The sequence below is a fragment of the Streptomyces sp. NPDC007875 genome, assembly GCF_042868035.1.
GTDB classification, from domain to species: Bacteria; Actinomycetota; Actinomycetes; order Streptomycetales; family Streptomycetaceae; genus Streptomyces; species Streptomyces antimycoticus.
The window spans coordinates 318499-336133 of sequence record NZ_JBIADZ010000002.1 but is presented as its reverse complement, the minus strand read 5'-3'; the positions used below and the strand labels follow the sequence as shown (position 1 = coordinate 336133).

Here is a 17635-nt window from a genome sequence, read left to right as displayed (position 1 = left end):
GGTGTATTACCCGAAGGCCCGTGATCACGCGGCGGGAATCAGCACATGGCGCGTCAGCGCTCGACCTCGCCCTTGATGAACTTCTCCACGTTCTCCTGCGCCTCGTTGTCGAAGTACTGCACCGGCGGCGACTTCATGAAGTACGAGGAGGCGGAGAGGATCGGGCCGCCGATGCCACGGTCCTTGGCGATCTTCGCGGCGCGCAGCGCGTCGATGATGACACCCGCGGAGTTCGGGGAGTCCCACACCTCGAGCTTGTACTCCAGGTTCAGCGGGACATCGCCGAACGCGCGACCCTCCAGGCGGACATAGGCCCACTTGCGGTCGTCCAGCCAGGCGACGAAGTCCGAGGGGCCGATGTGGACGTTGTCGGCGCCCAGGTCGCGGTCGGGGATCTGGGAGGTGACGGCCTGGGTCTTGGAGATCTTCTTGGACTCCAGGCGCTCCCGCTCGAGCATGTTCTTGAAGTCCATGTTGCCGCCGACGTTCAGCTGCATGGTGCGGTCCAGGATGACGCCCCGGTCCTCGAACAGCTTGGCCATTACGCGGTGCGTGATGGTCGCGCCGACCTGCGACTTGATGTCGTCACCGACGATCGGCACCCCGGCCTCGGTGAACTTGTCCGCCCACTCCTTGGTGCCGGCGATGAAGACCGGAAGGGCGTTGACGAAGGCGACCTTGGCGTCGATGGCGCACTGGGCGTAGTACTTGGCGGCGTCCTCGGAGCCGACCGGGAGGTAGCAGACCAGAACGTCGACCTGCTTGTCCTTGAGGACCTGGACGACGTCGACCGGGGCCTCGTCGGACTCGTCGATGGTCTGGCGGTAGTACTTGCCGAGTCCGTCGAGCGTGTGGCCGCGCTGGACCGTGACACCGGCCGTCGGCACATCGCAGATCTTGATGGTGTTGTTCTCGCTGGCGCCGATGGCGTCCGCGAGGTCCAGGCCGACCTTCTTCGCGTCCACGTCGAAGGCGGCCACGAACTCCACGTCGTTCACGTGGTAGTCGCCGAACTGCACGTGCATCAGACCCGGCACGCGGGTGTCCGGGTCGGCGTCCTTGTAGTACTCGACGCCCTGTACCAGCGAGGCGGCGCAGTTGCCCACGCCGACGATGGCTACACGAACCGAACCCATTCCGGTTGCTCCCTGTGTGTACTGGACGAGGCCCCGCGGATGCCGGGCCTCACTTGGCGGTGTCATCGGACGGATCCGGCCGGGAACCACCCCGGTGCCGGGGCGGGCCGTCCGTATCTCCTGACTGGTCCTGCTCCTGGTGTGGCGGCCGGTCCTCAGCCCGCTCGATCGCCCGGTCCTGCCCGGCGGTGCCGTCGCGCTGGTCGCGCCCGGCCCGCTCGCTCTCGATCAGCTCGTTCAGCCAGCGGACCTCGCGCTCCACCGACTCCATCCCGTGCCGCTGCAGCTCGAGGGTGTAGTCGTCCAGCCGCTCGCGGGTGCGGGCCATGGCGGCGCGCATCTTGTCCAGGCGCTCCTCCAGGCGGCTGCGCCGCCCTTCGAGCACCCGCATCCGAACGTCTCGTGACGTCTGGCCGAAGAAGGCGAAGCGGACGCCGAAGTGCTCGTCCTCCCAGGCGTCCGGCCCGGTGTGGGAGAGCAGCTCTTCGAACCGGTCCTTCCCCGCCGCCGTGAGCCTGTAGACGATCTTCGCCCGGCGGCCGGAGAGGGGCGTCGCGGGAGCGTCCTGGGAGACGCTGCCGGACTCCTCGATCAACCAGCCGTTGCCGACCAGCGTCTTGAGGCAGGGATAGAGGCTGCCGTAGCTGAACGCCCGGAACACCCCGAGTGACGTGTTGAGCCGCTTCCGCAGCTCGTATCCGTGCATCGGGGACTCGCGCAGCAGGCCGAGGACGGCGAACTCCAGGACGCCGGAGCGTCTGCTCATTCCCCGCCTCCCCTCTGGTCCGAGCCCACTATGTCGAGCTGATGTATCGAGTCGATACATCAAGACGATAGAACCGTGCCCCCGGCGGGACAAGAGGGCCCACGGTGAACGCCGTCACATCATCAATTCGTGGCATTCAATCTGACGGTTATGGAGTGAAGGTGGCGGCTGGGCGGGTTTTGACCGTGCGTACTCTGTTCGCCATGCAGACCTATGGGAACCAAGTGACGCCGCGATGCGTCCTCGTCCCGGATGCAGTGCGTCCGGTTGCCTGGTGCGACCGGACCGCACATTGGGGGGACCGGAAGCCATCTGCCGCTTTCAGGCGATAGCGCCTGCCCGAGGAGAAGTCGTTCCATGAGCGAGCACCGTCGCAAACCGCCGCAGCCCCAAGGCGGCGGACGAGCAGCGGCCCGGCGAGCCGGACAGCAGTCGTCCGGCCGCCGCGCAGCACCGACGCACAACGCCGCAGCCGGGTCGGACGCCACCCCCAAGGGGGAAGAGCGTCCTTACGGCGGTCGCGCGGCGGCCCGCCGCGCCGCACAACGCGGCGGCGGCCGTAGACGAGGAGCCGATCCGGGTGCGGGCGGCGCCGGCCACGGCGGTCGCGGTGGCGGCCGGCGGGGGGCCGGCGGCCGCGGACATGGCTCGGGGGGCGATGGGCACCCCGGCAAGAAGCGCTTTATTGACTATCCGCGTGGGGGAAGGTCGGGTTTCCGGCGCTGGGTTCCGTCCTGGAAGCTGGTGACGGGAACCTTCCTCTTCTTCTTCGCGGTGCTGCTCGGCGCCGTCGGCATAGGGCTGTGGCTGGTGCAGGTGCCGACCGCCCAGGCCGCGTCCCAGACCCAGAAGAACGTTTACTACTGGGCGGACGGCAAGCAGATGGTGGTCTCCGGCGGTGGTGACCTCAACCGTCAGATCGTCCCCCTCAGCAAGATCCCCAAGTCCATGCAGAACGCGGTGATCTCCGCGGAGAACGCCAGCTTCTATGACGACAGCGGCGTCGACCCGATGGGTATCGCCCGCGCGGTCGTCAACATGGCGAAGGGTGGAGCGACCCAGAGTGGTTCGACCATCACCCAGCAGTTCGTGAAGAACACCTACCTGGACCAGTCGCAGACGCTCACGCGCAAGGTCAAGGAGCTGTTCATCTCCATAAAGGTGGGCGCGACCAAGGACAAGGACTACATCCTCGGGAGCTACCTGAACACCGCCTACTACGGACGTGGTGCTTACGGCTGCCAGGCGGCGGCCCGCGCGTACTACGACCGTGACTGCTCGGCCCTGACGCCCAGCCAGAGCGCCTTCCTGGCCTCGACGCTGAACGGCCCCAACCTCTATGACCCCAACGGCGGCTACGGCGCCGCGGCCACCAAGGAGGCCAACACCAAGCGGGCCAAGCAGCGCTGGGAGTGGATCCTGCGGCGTGAGGTCGCCGTGCACAGGTTGAGCAGGACCGAGGCCCAGGAGTGGATCGGCAAGGGTTTCCCGATGCCGCAGGACCCGAAGGTGGCCACGAACAAGCAGGGCCAGATCGGCTACCTCACCGACCTCGCCGACAACTACATCGTCGCCAACACCGGCATCAGCAAGTCGAAGCTGGACAAAGGCGGCTATCAGATCCACACCACCTTCGACCGGAAAAAGATCAGTGAGCTGACCCGGGCGGTCGAGAAGGTCTCCAAGGAGAACATCAAGCCGAAACAGCGCGAGGTGGACAAGTACGTCCAGTTCGGCGGCGCCTCGGTGGAGCCCAAGACCGGCAAGATCCTGGCCATCTACGGCGGCAAGAACGCGCTGGAGCACTACCGCAACAACGCCGACTACACCGGTGTCCAGGTGGGCTCGACCTTCAAGCCCTTCGTGATGGCCGCCGCGATGACCAATGGTGCCCGCGATCCGAAGGGCACACGGGAGCAACCCGATTCCCAGCGCACCCTGGTCTCGCCGAGCAGTGTCTACAACGGCGACAACAAGGTGACCCTGCGGGACTACGACGGCACCGTCTGGCACGACAAGGACGGCAAGGAGTGGCACCAGCGGAACGACGGTGACGAGGACAAGGGCCCGATCAGCCTGCGCACCGCGATGCAGTACTCGGTGAACACCCCGTTCATCCAGCTGGGCATGGACGTCGGCACCGACAAGGTGCGGGACGCGGCCCTGGCCGCGGGCCTCAGCAAGGAGCAGCTGGCCTCGATCACCCCGACGTTCTCGCTCGGCACCTCCGCACCCAGCGCCATCCGGCTCGCCGGGGCGTACGCCACCTTCGCGGCCAGCGGCGAGCAGGCCGACCCGTACTCGGTGGAGCGGGTCGAGGACAAGAACGGCCCCGTCTACGACCACAAGCAGGACGCCCAGCTCAAGCGGGCGTTCGACTCGAACGTGGCGAACAACGTCACCGACGTCCTGGAGAACGTGGTCGAGCACGGCACCGGTACCTCGGCGAAGATCGGCCGACCGGTCGCGGGCAAGACCGGAACCACCGACGAGAACAAGTCGGCCTGGTTCTCCGGCTACACCCCGCAGCTGTCGACCGCGATCGGCATGTGGCGGGTGAACGACCAGGCAAAGAGCCAGAAGTTCCTGTCCATGCGCGGTGTGGGCGGTCAGAAGACGATCCACGGCGCGTCGTTCCCGGCGGAGATCTGGGCCGATTACATGCGCGGTGCCCTGCAGGGCAAGCCGGTCAAGGACTTCCCCGCGGCCACCCCGATCGGCGAGAAGGTCTTCGGTGAGGACGCGAGTCCGAGCCCGACCCAGACGACGGATAAGCCTTCCGAGTCCCCGTCGGAGTCTCCTTCGGAATCTCCGTCGGAGTCGCCCTCGGAGTCGCCGTCCGGCAGCCCGACCCCGACGGACACCTGTGACCCGCTGGACTTCGACTGCAACCAGAACGGCGGGAACCAGAACGGCGGCAACCAGAACGGAGGCCAGAACGGCGGTCCGGGCGGCCCGACCACATCGCCGACCTCGGATCCGCCGGGCGGGCCCGGAGGCATCTTCGGCGGCCCGTCCGGGGCCCGACGGGAGGACTAGCCCGTAGCCCCGTACGACCCGTTCACCACTCGCCGGGCGCGCCGGCGCGGCCCCCCCCCCCCCCCCCCCCCCGCCCGGCCGGCCCCCCCCCCCCCCCCCGGCCCCCCCCCCCCCCCCCAACCCCCCGCGGGACGGGCCAGGCGGGCCCGGGGCGCGCCCCGGGGGGCCCTACCCCCCCCCCCCCCCCCCCCCCCACCACCCCCCGGGCGCGCCGCCCCCCCCCCCCCCCCCCGCGGGGCCGCCCGGCGCCGTTCCGGGCCCTGGACGGCCCTCTGCGCCTCTCGCAGCCCGCTTCCCGCCCGGGGACCTGCCGAGGCGTCCGCGGCGCGCTCAGCGGCCGCTGGGGCGGTCCTGACCCCTGCCGCCAGGCCCGTACGGCAGGATGGAGGCCATGAGCGTGCGCGAGGACCCACAGGCCGAGCCCGTCAGGCCGACCGCCGAGGACCCGCTGGCCGCGGCCGGCAGCGAGCTGATCGGTGGGCCGGCCGGGCGCCGGGCTCTGCTCGGCACGAGCTGGTGGACCCCGGTGCGGATCGTGGCGCTCGCCGCCATCGGCATGTTCGCCCTGGGCATGGTGCAGAAACTGCCGTGCTACGACGGCGGCTGGTTCTACGGCGCCACCGCCCAGTACACCCACGCCTGCTACTCCGACATACCGCACCTCTACAACGGCCGCGGCTTCGCCATCGACCTCGTCCCGTACTTCGACCGCATACCGGACAGCGTCTCGGGCGGGATGCAGTACCTGGAGTACCCGGTCCTCACCGGCCTCTTCATGGAGGTCGCCTCCTGGCTGACCCCGCACGGCGGATCCATCCAGGACCGTGAGCAGATCTACTGGCTGGTCAACGCGGGCATGCTGATGGTCTGCACCGCGGTCATCGCGGTCTGTGTGGCCCGTACGCACCGCCGCCGCCCCTGGGACGCGCTGCTGGTCGCCCTGGCCCCCGCGTTCGCGCTCACGGCCACCATCAACTGGGACCTGCTCGCCGTCGCCCTTACGGCCGCCGCCCTGCTGATGTGGTCCCGCAGCCGCCCGCTGGCCGCCGGTGTGCTGTTGGGGCTCGCGACGGCCGCGAAGCTCTACCCCGGGCTGCTGCTCGGCGCGGTGCTGGTGCTCTGCCTGCGGGCGGGGCGGCTACGGGCCTTCTGGACGGCGACGGGCGGAGCCGCGGCCGCCTGGCTCGTGGTGAACCTCCCCGTGATGATCACCACGCAAGGCGGTGGCCTGCACATCCGCGAGGGCTGGAAGACGTTCTACACCTTCAGCCAGGAGCGCCCCGTCGACTTCGGCTCCCTGTGGCTGATCATCTCGCAGCGCACCGGGAACCCCCTGGAGGACGTCAACACCTACGGGACCCTCCTGATGGTCCTGGCCTGCATCGGGGTGGCGGCGCTCGCCCTGTGCGCCCCGCGCCGTCCGCGGCTGGCCCAGCTGTCCTTCCTGATCGTCGCGGCGTTCGTGCTCACCAACAAGGTCTATTCACCGCAGTACGTGCTGTGGCTGATCCCGCTGGCGGCACTGGCACGACCGCGCTGGCGGGACTTCCTGGTCTGGCAGGCGTGCGAGGTCATGTACTTCCTGGGGATCTGGATGTACCTCGCGTACACGGGCAGCGGCGACCAGCACCGGGGGCTGCCCGCGGAGGGCTATCAGCTGGCGATCGCCGTGCATCTGCTGGGGACGCTCTATCTGTGCGCCCTGATCGTCCGGGACGCGCTGGTGCCGGAGCGGGACCCGGTGCGCAAGGACGGGGCGGACGACCCCGGAGGAGGCGTGCTGGACCGGGCCCCGGACGTGTTTGTGCTGGGACGGGCGAGGCGCGCTTCCCGCTACGAGGGCGCGGCGCTGGTGGACTGGGGCGTCCACCGGGAGTGAGCCCCGGAGGGGGGCCTCTCCCGGTGGCGCGGATTCAGCGGTCGAAGAGCCGGTCGAACTGCGTCGTGGTGTGCCGCAGATGCGCCACCAGCTCGTCCCCCACCTGGGGTGCCTGGACATCGCTGGGTACGAACAGGATGGACACCTGCATATGCGGCGGCTCGGCGAACCACCGCTGCTTGCCCGCCCACACGAACGGCGAGAGATTGCGGTTGACGGTCGCCAGACCGGCGCGGGCGACCCCCTTGGCGCGGGGCATCACCCCGTGCAGCGCCTTGGGCGCCTCCAGACCGACGCCGTGGGAGGTGCCGCCCGCGACGACGACCAGATGGCCGTCGGAGGCGGACTTCTGCTGGCGGTAGCCGAAGCGGTCGCCCTTCGCGACCGGGGTGACGTCGAGCACCGAGCCCCGGTACTCCGTCGAATCGTGGTCGCCCAGCCACAGCCGGGTGCCGATGCGCGCCCGGAAGCGGGTCTGCGGGAACTGCTGCTGCAGTCGGGCCAGTTCCTCGGCCTTGAGGTGGCTGACGAACATGGTGTGCAGCGGCAGGCGTGCCGCCCGCAGCCGGTCCATCCAGGCGATGACCTCCTCGACCGCGTCCAGGCCGTCGGTGCGGTCGAGCGGGAGGTGGATGGCGAACCCCTCCAGCCGGACGTTCTCTATCGCGGCGTGCAGCTTGGGCAGGTCCTGCTCGGTGATGCCGTGCCGCTTCATGCTGCTCATGACCTCGATGACCACGCGTGCGTTCACCAGGCCGTAGACGCCGTCGACCGAGGAGACCGAGCGGATCACCCGGTCCGGCAGCGGCACCGGCTCCTCACCGCGGCGGAAGGGGGTGAGTACGAGCAGGTCACCGCTGAAGAAGTCCTTCATCCGGGCGGCCTCGTACGTGGTCCCGACCGCGAGGATGTCGCTGCCCATGCGGGCTGCCTCCTCCGCCAGGCGCTCATGGCCGAAGCCGTAGCCGTTGCCTTTGCAGACCGGGACTATCCCTGGGAACTGCTGGATCACCGTCTGCTGGTGCGCCCGCCAGCGCGCGGTGTCGACGTAGAGGGTGAGCGCCATTGGCCGGTCCCGGAACCTTTCTCGTTGCCGCGGTGTATTGGAAGTATGGGAAACAGCGAATCGTGGTCAGCGGCGCGACATGTAGATGTCGAGTGCCTTGTGCAGGAGCTTGTTGAGCGGGAAGTCCCACTCGCCGAGGTACTCGGCAGCCTGCCCACCGGTGCCCACCTTGAACTGGATCAGACCGAAGAGATGATCTGTCTCATCGAGGGAGTCGCTGATGCCGCGCAGGTCGTAGACGGTCGCGCCCAGCGCGTATGCGTCACGGAGCATCCGCCACTGCATCGCGTTCGAGGGCCGGACCTCGCGCTTGTGGTTGGCGGAGGCGCCGTAGGAGTACCAGACATGGCCTCCGACGATCAGCATCGTGGCGGCGGCCACAACCTCGTTCTCGTGCATCGCGAAGTACAGCCGCATCCGGTTGGGGTCCTCGGTGTTGAGGGCCGTCCACATGCGCTGGAAGTAGCTGAGCGGGCGGGGCCGGAAGTGGTCGCGCTCCGCGGTGATCTCGTAGAGCCGCTGCCACTCGGGCAGATGCTCGTAGCCGCCCTGGACGACCTCGACACCGGCCTTCTCGGCCTTCTTGATGTTGCGGCGCCACAGCTGGTTGAAGCTCTTGTGGACATCCTCCAGGGAGCGGTTCTCCAGCGGCACCTGGAAGACGTACCGCGGCTGGACGTCACCGAAGCCGGCCCCGCCGTCCTCGCCCTGCTGCCAGCCCATGCGCCGCAGCCGCTCGGCGACCTCGAAGGCGCGCGGCTCGATGAAGGTGGCCTCGACATCGCGCAGCCGCTTGACGTCGGGGTTCTGGATGCCCGACTTGATCGCGTTGGCATCCCAGCGGCGGATGATGACCGGCGGGCCCATCTTCACGGAGAACGCACCCTGCTGCTTCAGATGCGCGAGCATCGGGCGCAGCCAGTCCTCGAGGTTGGGCGCGTACCAGTTGATGACCGGGCCCTCGGGGAGATAGGCGAGGTAGCGCTTGATCTTGGGCAGCTGCCGGTAGAGGACGAGGCCGGCGCCGACGAGCTGGCCCGTGGCGTCGAACCAGCCGAGGTTCTCCGAGCGCCACTCCGACTTGACGTCAGCCCATGCCGGGACCTGCATGTGGCTGGCCGCGGGCAGGCTCTGGATATACGCCAGATGCTGCTCTCGGCTGATCGTCCTCAGGGTCAGGCTCATGCGGGGCGCTCCTCGGCAGGTGTGTCCCCAGGGTCGGGGCTCCGGCTCTCGCGCCGAAGCCTACTGCGACCGGGACGCGCCCCGTTCGGGCCTGGGGCAACCAGACTCCGGGCGGGCTCAGCCCAGCACGCCGCCGAAGAGCCCTCCGTGTGCCATGCCGAGGTAGAAGCCGACCCCCGCGGCACCGAGTCCGATGATCAGCACGAACCGCTCACCGGTGGTCGCGGAGATCAGCTGGCCCCAGGCGCCAGTGATCATTCCGACCAGCCCGGTCCATGAACTGACCAGGTGGAGCTGGGTGAAATGAGCCGTGACGAAGGCGATCGCCCCGATCACCAGCGTGGTCACGGCGAAAGCGTTCTCAACGGGATGCGACTTGCCATCGGTGTCCAGGAAGGAGAGCAAGCCGTGATGGGGTCGTGCTGCCTGTGCCATGGGGCACCTCCAGGTAGGCACATAGAGCAAAGCGGCGAACTGTAATGCCGCTCACACCCGATGTGTACAGATTGCGGGCTAAGACGCCCGGATTTCAAGCGGGAGGCCGTAGCCGGGTACTGTGTACCGTCCGCGGTGGTGTCTGCACAGACACCGAAGCGGATACGCATCACGACCCTCCTGCCACGGAACGACCGTGGCCGCTGAGTCCAAAGGAGGTGGGTTCCACATGCGTCACTACGAGGTGATGGTCATCCTCGACCCCGATCTCGAGGAGCGCGCTGTCTCCCCGCTGATCGAGAACTTCCTTTCCGTCGTCCGTGAGGGCGAAGGCAAGGTCGAGAAGGTCGACACCTGGGGCCGTCGTCGTCTCTCGTACGAGATCAAGAAGAAGCCCGAGGGCATCTACTCGGTCATCGACCTGCAGGCAGAGCCCGCGGTCGTCAAGGAGCTCGACCGCCAGCTGAACCTGAACGAGTCGGTCCTCCGGACCAAGGTCCTCCGTCCCGAGACCCACTGACGCATAAGCGTTCAGCGGTCATCGGGGCCGTATCGCAACGAGTAGCAAGCAGCCCAGCAGTACCCGCCGAGAGGTTCCCCCAATGGCAGGCGAGACCGTCATCACGGTCGTCGGCAATCTCGTCGACGACCCCGAGCTGCGTTTCACCCCGTCCGGTGCGGCGGTCGCGAAGTTCCGCGTCGCGTCCACTCCCCGTACCTTCGACCGGCAGACCAACGAGTGGAAGGACGGCGAGAGCCTCTTCCTCACGTGCTCGGTGTGGCGGCAGGCCGCGGAGAACGTGGCCGAGTCCCTTCAGCGCGGCATGCGCGTCATCGTGCAGGGTCGTCTGAAGCAGCGGTCCTACGAGGACCGTGAGGGGATCAAGCGCACGGTCTATGAGCTGGATGTCGACGAGGTCGGCGCCAGTCTGCGCAACGCCACAGCCAAGGTCACCAAGACCACCGGTCGCGGTGGTCAGGGTGGTTACGGCGGTGGCGGTGGCGGTGGCGGCGGCCAGGGCGGCGGAGGCGGTTGGGGCGGCGGCCCCGGCAACTCCGGCGGCGGCCAGCAGGGCGGCGGCGCTCCGGCCGACGACCCGTGGGCGACCGGCGCACCGGCCGGCGGCCAGGGCGGCGGCGGTGGTGGCTGGGGCGGTGGCTCCGGCAACTCCGGCGGCGGCTACTCGGACGAGCCGCCCTTCTAGGCCCGGGGCGCTGTTTCACGTGAAACCACGTGAAACAACAGCGCTCGGTCTGGTCAGGGCGACCAGCACATACTTCTTGATCACACTGGAGAGAGACAATGGCGAAGCCGCCTGCTCGCAAGCCTAAGAAGAAGGTTTGCGTGTTCTGCAAGGAGAAGATCTCCTACGTCGACTACAAGGACACGAACCTGCTGCGGAAGTTCATTTCCGACCGCGGCAAGATCCGTGCCCGCCGGGTCACCGGCAACTGCACCCAGCACCAGCGTGACGTCGCCACGGCTGTGAAGAACAGCCGTGAGATGGCGCTGCTGCCCTACACCTCCACCGCGCGATAAGGGAAGGGTGACCCAGTCATGAAGATCATCCTCACCCACGAGGTCTCCGGCCTCGGCACCGCCGGTGACGTCGTGGACGTCAAGGACGGTTACGCCCGTAACTACCTCGTTCCGCGTGGTCTGGCGATCCGCTGGACCAAGGGCGGCGAGAAGGACGTCGAGCAGATCCGCCGCGGTCGTCGCATCCGCGAGATCGCCACGATCGAGCAGGCCAATGAGGTCAAGGCCCGGCTCGAGGGCGTCAAGGTGCGGCTGAAGACCCGTGCCGGCGACGCCGGCCGGCTGTTCGGCTCCGTCACCCCGGCCGACATCGCTTCGGCGATCAAGGACGCGGGTGGTCCGGAGGTGGACAAGCGCCGCATCGAGGTGCAGTCGCCGATCAAGACCCTGGGCGCGCACCAGGTCTCGGTCCGTCTGCACGCCGAGGTTGCCGCCAAGGTCGGCGTCGAGGTCGTCGCCGCCTGACGACCGTGACGGTCGCCTTTGGCACCGTGCACCGGAGGGCCGCACCCCGTGGGGTGCGGCCCTCCGCCGTGCCGGGGGACCGGTGGCTCTGGTTTTGTCCGGGGACGCGCGTGGTGTGGTTCGGCGGGGCTCAGCCTCGTACCGCGCCGGTGACGATCCAGCGGCCGGAGCGGGTGCGCAGCCATAGGGTCGCCAACCGGACCGACATCATCAGCGCCATCGTGCACCACAGCGCGGTCAGCCCGCCGCCGAACGAGGGGACCAGCAGTGCTACCGGGGCGAAGGCGGCGAGGGTGACGATCATCGCCCAGGCCAGATATGGCCCGTCGCCCGCGCCCATCAGCACGCCGTCGAGGACGAAGACCACACCCGAGACCGGCTGGATGAGGGCCGTCACCAGCAGGGCGGGCAGCAGGGCGTCCCGTACGCCGGGATCGGTGGTGAACAGGGGGATGAACAGTGGCCGGGAGGCGACCACCAGCAGACCCAGTGTCACTCCCGAGGCGATGCCCCAGTGCACCATGCGGCGGCAGGCGGCCCGGGCCCCCTCCTCGTCGCCCGCCCCCAGATAGCGTCCGATGATCGCCTGGCCCGCGATGGCGATGGCGTCCAGGGCGAAGGCCAGCAGACTCCACAGGGTGAGCACGATCTGATGGGCGGCGATGTCGGTGTCGCCGAGGCGGGCCGCCACGGCCGTCGCGATCAGCATCACGGCGCGCAGCGAGAGCGTCCGGATCAGCAGCGGTGTCCCGGCGTGGGCGCAGGCCCTGATCCCCGCGGCATCGGGCTTCAGCGAGGTGCCATGGCGCCGCGCGCCCCGGATGACCACGGCGAGGTAGACGGCGGCCATGGCGTTCTGGGCGATCACCGTGCCCCATGCCGAGCCCGCGATGCCGAGCCCGGCCGCGTAGACCAGGGTGACGTTGAGCGCGGCGTTGGCCCCGAAGCCGCCGATGGCGACATACAGCGGGGTGCGGGTGTCCTGGAGGCCACGGAGGACACCGGTGGCGGCGAGCACCACCAGCATCGCGGGGATGCCGAGGGTGCTGATCCGCAGATAGGTGATGGCGTAGGGCGCTGCGGTGTCCGAGGCGCCGAAGAGGTCGATGAGGGCGGGGGCGGTCGGAAGGGCCACGGCGATGACGGCGGCGCCGAGCAGCAGGGCCAGCCAGATGCCGTCCATGCCCTGCCGGATCGCCCCGGCGAGGTCGCCCGCGCCGACGCGGCGGGCGACCGCCCCGGTGGTGGCGTAGGCGAGGAAGACGAAGATGTTGACGGCGGTGGCGAGCAGGGCCGCGGCGACGCCCAGACCGGCCAGCTGGGTGGTGCCCAGATGGCCGACGACGGCGCTGTCGGCCATGACGAAGAGGGGTTCCGCCACGAGCGCGCCGAAGGCGGGAAGCGCGAGTGCGACGATCTCGCGGTCGTGGTGGCGCAGGGTGCTCCGCGCGCTCGTGGGGGCCTGTGTCATGAGGGCAATGTAATCGTCCACAGGTAAGAGACACAAGTGATCCTCGGTCCTTACAAGAGGGCGTGCGGGGCGATCTTCTCTGCGCCCTTTGTCGTGATCTTGCACCGGGGGCGGAAGTTTTTCTTCTACACAGCCCCTGGATAGAGAAACCGCAGGTCAGGGTTGGGGTCTCGGGGTGATTGTGTGTTTGTCCACAGCGCTGTCCCCCGACCCGTGCACAGGTTCGCGCGACTTACCCACAGGATGGATCCCATCATCCACATGCCCTGTGGATAACCAAGTTGGCTGGCGGTCCCGACGGGCCTAACGTGGTCCGGCGCCCGCCACCCGATTCGGCCCTGGAATCCCCAGCCTCCGATGCGCCGTGTCCGGAAAGCCGGCCGCTCAGTTGTGTCATAGCCGTGCCGTAAGAAGGACGGGCACGGCGAGGTTCGCTTCGCGGACGGGAGGAGGTGACGGGGTGAGCGTTCCCGAGCCCATGGACGACCCCTGGGCCGACTCCGGGCCGTCCGACCGGTTCCCGTCCCCCCGCTTCCGCCGCGGTGAGGGCGGCGGCCGGGGCCGCGACGGTCAGCAGGACCGCGACGGAGGGGGCGGCTCCGCCTGGGAGGGCGCCGGCTTCGAGCGCGTTCCGCCCCAGGACCTCGACGCCGAGCAGTCCGTGCTCGGCGGCATGCTGCTCTCCAAGGACGCCATCGCCGATGTGGTGGAGGTCCTCAAGGGCAATGACTTCTACCGGCCCGCCCATGAGACCGTCTACCAGGCCATCCTGGATCTCTACGCCAAGGGCGAGCCGGCCGACCCGATCACGGTCGCCGCGGAGCTGACCAAGCGCGGTGAGATCGCCCGGGTCGGCGGCGCCTCGTATCTCCACACCCTCGTCCAGTCGGTCCCCACCGCCGCCAACGCCGAGTACTACGCGGAGATCGTCCACGAGCGCGCCGTGCTGCGCCGCCTCGTCGAGGCGGGCACCCGCATCACCCAGATGGGATACGCGGCGGACGGAGACGTCGACGAGATCGTCAACAACGCCCAGGCGGAGATCTACGCCGTCACCGAGCAGCGCACCAGCGAGGACTATCTGCCGCTCGGCGACATCATGGAGGGCGCGCTCGACGAGATCGAGGCGATCGGCTCACGCAGCGGGCAGATGTCCGGGGTGCCCACCGGCTTCACCGATCTGGACTCCCTGACGAACGGTCTGCACCCGGGCCAGATGGTCGTCATCGCCGCCCGGCCCGCGATGGGTAAGTCCACCCTGGCCCTGGACTTCGCGCGCGCCTGCTCGATCAAGCACAACATGCCGAGCGTGATCTTCTCGCTGGAGATGGGCCGCAACGAGATCGCGATGCGTCTGCTCTCCGCGGAGGCCCGGGTGGCGCTGCACCATATGCGTTCCGGCAGCATGACCGACGAGGACTGGACGCGGCTGGCCCGGCGGATGCCGGATGTCTCCCAGGCCCCGCTCTTCATCGACGACTCCCCGAACCTGTCGATGATGGAGATCCGCGCCAAGTGCCGCCGGCTCAAGCAGCGCAGCGATCTGCAGCTGGTCGTCATCGACTACCTCCAGCTGATGCAGTCCGGCGGCGCCCGGCGCCCCGAAAGCCGTCAGCAGGAGGTCTCGGACATGTCGCGAAACCTGAAGCTGCTGGCCAAGGAGCTGGAAGTACCGGTCATCGCGCTCTCCCAGCTCAACCGAGGCCCCGAGCAGCGCACGGACAAGAAGCCGATGGTCTCCGACCTCCGAGAGAGTGGATCCATCGAGCAGGACGCGGACATGGTCATCCTGCTCCACCGCGAGGACGCCTATGAGAAGGAGTCACCGCGCGCGGGTGAGGCGGATCTGATCGTGGCCAAGCACCGTAACGGCCCGACGGCCACGATCACGGTCGCCTTCCAGGGCCACTACTCGCGCTTCGTGGACATGGCGCAGACCTGATACGAGGCGATGCAGGGTCGTCATGATCGCGCTGGCTGGACGACCCGTTTCCTGGTCGTATTCGGCTGCCTTCAGCCAGGTTGGAAGAATGCGAGCATTTTCTGGGCGGCATCCGGCGATGTCAGCAATTCCTGCATGTCCGCGGACATCCGGGCGGCAGCGCTGGTGCGTTCGAACATCTCCCGTTCGTATTCCTTGACGGCGGCGGGAAGGTCGTCCGGGTGCGCGGCCAGCGCGAGACCGAGCAGGGCGCCGTCGAGCAGCGCCATGTTGGCGCCCTCTCCCACCGGCGGCATCAGGTGCGCGGCATCGCCGAGCAGCGTGACGCCTGGCGTCGACGGCCAGGTCAGGCCGACCGGGAGCGTGGTGATCGACCGCGGCACGACCGTGTCGTCGCAGGCCGCGATCAGGGCGGTGAACCGTGAGTCCCAGCCGGGGAGCAGGTCGATCAGCCGCGCCCGGGCGGCGGCCGGGTCGTCGAACGGGATCCCGCTGGTGGCGAACCAGTCCTCGGCGGTGTTGTAGAAGCTGAGGCCGATGCGAACGCGGCCGTCGCCGTTGCGCTGCGCCGCCAGGGACAGGCCGTTGCCGAGCACCCAGTAGGTGCCGCGCCCGACCATCGCCGCGAGGTCGGGGTGCGTGCGGTCGATGTCGGGAATGCCGACCTCGACGACGTTCTGGCCGATATGCGCGGGGCGGGCGTCGGTGAGCAGCGCGCGGACCCGGGACTGCGCGCCGTCCGCGCCGACCAGCAGGTCATACGGCGCACTGCTGCCGTCGGCGAAGTGCAGCAGGCCGTTGTCGGCGGATATGAACGCGTGCCCCCAGCGCACCACGTCTTCGGGGAGGGAATCCAGCAGCAGGTTGCGCAGATCGGCGCGGTCGACCTCGGGTCGCTCGAGCGGGGCGTCGTCGGGCGTGTCCTCCTGGAGCAGCAGGGTGCCATCCGGCTCGAGGAGACGCATGTCCTGGCCTTCACCACGGGCAATCGCGTGGAACTGGTCGATCAGACCGGCCTCGCGCAGCGCCCGCTGGCCGGAGTGGATGTCGAGCATGCCGCCCTGCCCGCGCGCATCGCGTGACGATTCACGTTCATACACGACGGCGTCGATGCCGTTCACGTGCAGCACCCGGGCAAGGGCCAAGCCACCCAAGCCGGCTCCGACGATGGCGATGGTCATGGTTGCTCTCCTTCGATACGTCGTACTGGTCGATACAGTGTATTGCCGGATGCTATGTATTGTGAGCGGCATGTTGGTGTGGGAGAGGCCGGAGCCACCGAATCGACCCGTGCCGGCCCCGTTGAGCCGGGAACGGATCGTGCGAGCGGCGATCCAACTGGCCGACGCGGACGGCCTGGATGCGGTGTCGCTGCGCAAGGTCGCCACCGCGCTGGACGTCCGTCCGATGCGGCTGTACGGCTACATCGCCGGCAAGGAGGAGTTGCTCGACCTGATGGTCGACGCCGCCTACGCCGAGATCCGGCCGGTCGGAGACGGCTGGCGGGAGGTGCTCCGGTCTCTCGCCGAAGCCACTCGGCACGCCGCTCACGAGCATGAATGGCTCGCCGATCTCCTGGGTGGCCGACCCCAGCTCGGGCCGCACGCGCTGGCCAGTGGGGAGGCCGTGGTGGCCGCACTGGGCGACGTCGACGTGGACGCCGTCATGCCGGTGGTCGGCGCAGTCAACGCGTACGTGATCGGCGCGGTGCGTCGGGAGATCGCCGAGCGGCGTGCCGAGCGGGCCACCGGGATGGACGAGAAGCGTTGGCAGGCCTCACTCGGGCCCTATCTGGAGCGGACGTTCGCCACTGGCCGATTCCCCGCGCTGGCCACGGTGGTGCGCGATGCCGCCCACCTGGACGCCGACCACACCTTCCGGATCGGCCTCGACTGCATGCTCGACGGCATCGAGGCCCGCATCGCGAGGTGACGCGCGGACATTGATGGAGTCGGCGGGGGTGAAGGTCGACGATGGGTCGGGCCTGACAACTGCCCGCGCTTTGTGGTTTCGGCAAAAAACTTTGTCGGTTCGCCGCGGGCGGGGGCAGGTTGGTGGTGGACGCGACCCCACCACGTAAGGCATGGCCATGGACACACAGTTCTGGGATGACTTGTATCGCAGCCGCGACCAGCTCTTCAGCGGCGCGCCCAATGGAGTGCTCGTCACCGAGGTCACCGACCTGCCGCCGGGACAGGCGCTCGACGTGGGATGCGGTGAAGGCGCCGACGCCATCTGGCTGGCCCGGCACGGCTGGCAGGTCACGGCGGTCGACATCTCCCGGGCCGCCCTGGAACGCGCCGTCGCGGCCGCCACGGACGTCGAGGGCCGCGTGGCGTGGACCCGCGCCGACCTGACCGGCACTCCGCCCCCGGCCGCCACGTTCGACCTGGTGTCCGTCCACTACTTCCCGCTCGCACACCAGCCCGACCACACCGCGCTGCGCGGCCTGCTGGACGCCGTCGCACCCGGCGGCACCCTGCTCTTCGCCACCCACGCTCTCGCCGATCTGTCCCCGGACCCCGAGCAGGGCTTCGATCCCGGCGACTACTACCAGCCCGACGAGATCGCCAGGCTCCTCGACGACGACTGGACGGTCCTGATCAACGAAACCCGCCCACGTACCGCGCCGGCCCCCGCCGGCACCCATCACACCCAGGACACCGTCCTGCGAGCGCGACGCCTGCGGTAACGCGGTTTCGCGGTTACGC

16 protein-coding genes are annotated in these 17635 nt (G+C 68.9%); 9 read left to right on the top strand and 7 right to left on the bottom strand.

From position 1 onward, the window contains the following. Positions 1-53 precede the first annotated feature (53 nt). The gene (locus tag ACFYOY_RS05255; protein WP_078642424.1) at positions 54-1136 is read right to left on the bottom strand and encodes an inositol-3-phosphate synthase; all 1083 of its coding nucleotides are present in this window, start codon (positions 1134-1136) and stop codon (positions 54-56) included. Positions 1137-1185: 49 nt separating this feature from the next. Beyond that, entirely contained in the window at positions 1186-1902 is a 717-nt protein-coding gene (locus ACFYOY_RS05250) for a PadR family transcriptional regulator (protein WP_351883646.1), read from the bottom strand. 357 nt (positions 1903-2259) lie between these two features. Here ACFYOY_RS05250 and ACFYOY_RS05245 point away from each other — a divergent pair, with 357 nt between their 5' ends. Both ACFYOY_RS05245 and ACFYOY_RS05240 read left to right on the top strand, forming a co-directional pair. Further along, positions 2260-4941, top strand: coding sequence for a transglycosylase domain-containing protein (locus tag ACFYOY_RS05245; protein WP_351883648.1), 2682 nt, complete (start codon positions 2260-2262; stop codon positions 4939-4941). A gap of 391 nt (positions 4942-5332) precedes the next feature. Beyond that, positions 5333-6820 (top strand): glycosyltransferase 87 family protein, encoded by a 1488-nt coding sequence (locus ACFYOY_RS05240; protein WP_351883650.1) that lies wholly within the window; start codon positions 5333-5335, stop codon positions 6818-6820. A gap of 34 nt (positions 6821-6854) precedes the next feature. Here ACFYOY_RS05240 and ACFYOY_RS05235 read toward each other — a convergent pair whose 3' ends face one another. The 3 genes from ACFYOY_RS05235 to ACFYOY_RS05225 form a co-directional block, all read right to left on the bottom strand. Beyond that, positions 6855-7886 (bottom strand): alanine racemase, encoded by a 1032-nt coding sequence (locus ACFYOY_RS05235; RefSeq protein ID WP_388584913.1) that lies wholly within the window; start codon positions 7884-7886, stop codon positions 6855-6857. Between the two features lie 66 nt (positions 7887-7952). Next, a complete protein-coding gene (locus ACFYOY_RS05230; protein ID WP_211124660.1) occupies positions 7953-9071 on the bottom strand; it encodes a peptidoglycan bridge formation glycyltransferase FemA/FemB family protein in 1119 nt (372 codons plus the stop codon). Between the two features lie 117 nt (positions 9072-9188). Then, positions 9189-9506, bottom strand: a complete 318-nt coding sequence (locus tag ACFYOY_RS05225; RefSeq protein WP_078642418.1) for a hypothetical protein — start codon at positions 9504-9506, stop codon at positions 9189-9191. 229 nt (positions 9507-9735) lie between these two features. On the opposite strand from ACFYOY_RS05225, the gene rpsF reads away from it, so the two are divergent. The 4 genes from rpsF (at position 9736) to rplI (ending at position 11511) form a co-directional block, all read left to right on the top strand. After that, positions 9736-10026 carry a 30S ribosomal protein S6 gene (gene rpsF, locus ACFYOY_RS05220; protein WP_014061950.1) on the top strand — a complete coding sequence of 97 codons (291 nt, stop codon included), beginning with the start codon at positions 9736-9738 and terminating at the stop codon, positions 10024-10026. An 82-nt stretch (positions 10027-10108) separates the two neighbouring features. Further along, positions 10109-10711 (top strand): single-stranded DNA-binding protein, encoded by a 603-nt coding sequence (locus ACFYOY_RS05215; RefSeq protein ID WP_388584909.1) that lies wholly within the window; start codon positions 10109-10111, stop codon positions 10709-10711. A gap of 98 nt (positions 10712-10809) precedes the next feature. Then, positions 10810-11046, top strand: coding sequence for a 30S ribosomal protein S18 (gene rpsR, locus ACFYOY_RS05210; protein WP_003978893.1), 237 nt, complete (start codon positions 10810-10812; stop codon positions 11044-11046). An 18-nt stretch (positions 11047-11064) separates the two neighbouring features. Continuing rightward, positions 11065-11511, top strand: a complete 447-nt coding sequence (gene rplI, locus ACFYOY_RS05205; RefSeq protein ID WP_059143726.1) for a 50S ribosomal protein L9 — start codon at positions 11065-11067, stop codon at positions 11509-11511. Between the two features lie 130 nt (positions 11512-11641). On the opposite strand, the gene ACFYOY_RS05200 is transcribed toward rplI, so the two are convergent. Continuing rightward, positions 11642-12982 carry an MATE family efflux transporter gene (locus tag ACFYOY_RS05200; RefSeq protein WP_351883655.1) on the bottom strand — a complete coding sequence of 447 codons (1341 nt, stop codon included), beginning with the start codon at positions 12980-12982 and terminating at the stop codon, positions 11642-11644. A gap of 460 nt (positions 12983-13442) precedes the next feature. On the opposite strand from ACFYOY_RS05200, the gene dnaB reads away from it, so the two are divergent. Further along, on the top strand, positions 13443-14924 hold the full coding sequence (gene dnaB, locus ACFYOY_RS05195; protein ID WP_388584905.1) for a replicative DNA helicase: 1482 nt from the start codon (positions 13443-13445) through the stop codon (positions 14922-14924). Positions 14925-14995: 71 nt separating this feature from the next. On the opposite strand, the gene ACFYOY_RS05190 is transcribed toward dnaB, so the two are convergent. Continuing rightward, on the bottom strand, positions 14996-16105 hold the full coding sequence (locus ACFYOY_RS05190; protein WP_351883659.1) for an FAD-dependent monooxygenase: 1110 nt from the start codon (positions 16103-16105) through the stop codon (positions 14996-14998). A 70-nt stretch (positions 16106-16175) separates the two neighbouring features. Here ACFYOY_RS05190 and ACFYOY_RS05185 point away from each other — a divergent pair, with 70 nt between their 5' ends. Further along, positions 16176-16856 carry a TetR/AcrR family transcriptional regulator C-terminal domain-containing protein gene (locus ACFYOY_RS05185; RefSeq protein ID WP_351883661.1) on the top strand — a complete coding sequence of 227 codons (681 nt, stop codon included), beginning with the start codon at positions 16176-16178 and terminating at the stop codon, positions 16854-16856. 157 nt (positions 16857-17013) lie between these two features. Beyond that, positions 17014-17616, top strand: a complete 603-nt coding sequence (locus ACFYOY_RS05180; RefSeq protein ID WP_388585284.1) for a class I SAM-dependent methyltransferase — start codon at positions 17014-17016, stop codon at positions 17614-17616. The last annotated feature ends 19 nt before the right edge of the window (positions 17617-17635 follow it).

Excerpts from the sequence above, each read along its gene's own strand:
- ACFYOY_RS05255 (WP_078642424.1), bottom strand. The coding sequence starts at position 1,136 with ATGGGTTCGGTTCGTGTAGCCATCGTCGGCGTGGGCAACTGCGCCGCC.
- ACFYOY_RS05250 (WP_351883646.1), bottom strand. The coding sequence starts at position 1,902 with ATGAGCAGACGCTCCGGCGTCCTGGAGTTCGCCGTCCTCGGCCTGCTG.
- ACFYOY_RS05245 (WP_351883648.1), top strand. The coding sequence starts at position 2,260 with ATGAGCGAGCACCGTCGCAAACCGCCGCAGCCCCAAGGCGGCGGACGA.
- ACFYOY_RS05240 (WP_351883650.1), top strand. The coding sequence starts at position 5,333 with ATGAGCGTGCGCGAGGACCCACAGGCCGAGCCCGTCAGGCCGACCGCC.
- ACFYOY_RS05235 (WP_388584913.1), bottom strand. The coding sequence starts at position 7,886 with ATGGCGCTCACCCTCTACGTCGACACCGCGCGCTGGCGGGCGCACCAG.
- ACFYOY_RS05230 (WP_211124660.1), bottom strand. The coding sequence starts at position 9,071 with ATGAGCCTGACCCTGAGGACGATCAGCCGAGAGCAGCATCTGGCGTAT.
- ACFYOY_RS05225 (WP_078642418.1), bottom strand. The coding sequence starts at position 9,506 with ATGGCACAGGCAGCACGACCCCATCACGGCTTGCTCTCCTTCCTGGAC.
- rpsF (WP_014061950.1), top strand. The coding sequence starts at position 9,736 with ATGCGTCACTACGAGGTGATGGTCATCCTCGACCCCGATCTCGAGGAG.
- ACFYOY_RS05215 (WP_388584909.1), top strand. The coding sequence starts at position 10,109 with ATGGCAGGCGAGACCGTCATCACGGTCGTCGGCAATCTCGTCGACGAC.
- rpsR (WP_003978893.1), top strand. The coding sequence starts at position 10,810 with ATGGCGAAGCCGCCTGCTCGCAAGCCTAAGAAGAAGGTTTGCGTGTTC.
- rplI (WP_059143726.1), top strand. The coding sequence starts at position 11,065 with ATGAAGATCATCCTCACCCACGAGGTCTCCGGCCTCGGCACCGCCGGT.
- ACFYOY_RS05200 (WP_351883655.1), bottom strand. The coding sequence starts at position 12,982 with ATGACACAGGCCCCCACGAGCGCGCGGAGCACCCTGCGCCACCACGAC.
- ACFYOY_RS05190 (WP_351883659.1), bottom strand. The coding sequence starts at position 16,105 with ATGACCATCGCCATCGTCGGAGCCGGCTTGGGTGGCTTGGCCCTTGCC.
- ACFYOY_RS05185 (WP_351883661.1), top strand. The coding sequence starts at position 16,176 with ATGTTGGTGTGGGAGAGGCCGGAGCCACCGAATCGACCCGTGCCGGCC.
- ACFYOY_RS05180 (WP_388585284.1), top strand. The coding sequence starts at position 17,014 with ATGGACACACAGTTCTGGGATGACTTGTATCGCAGCCGCGACCAGCTC.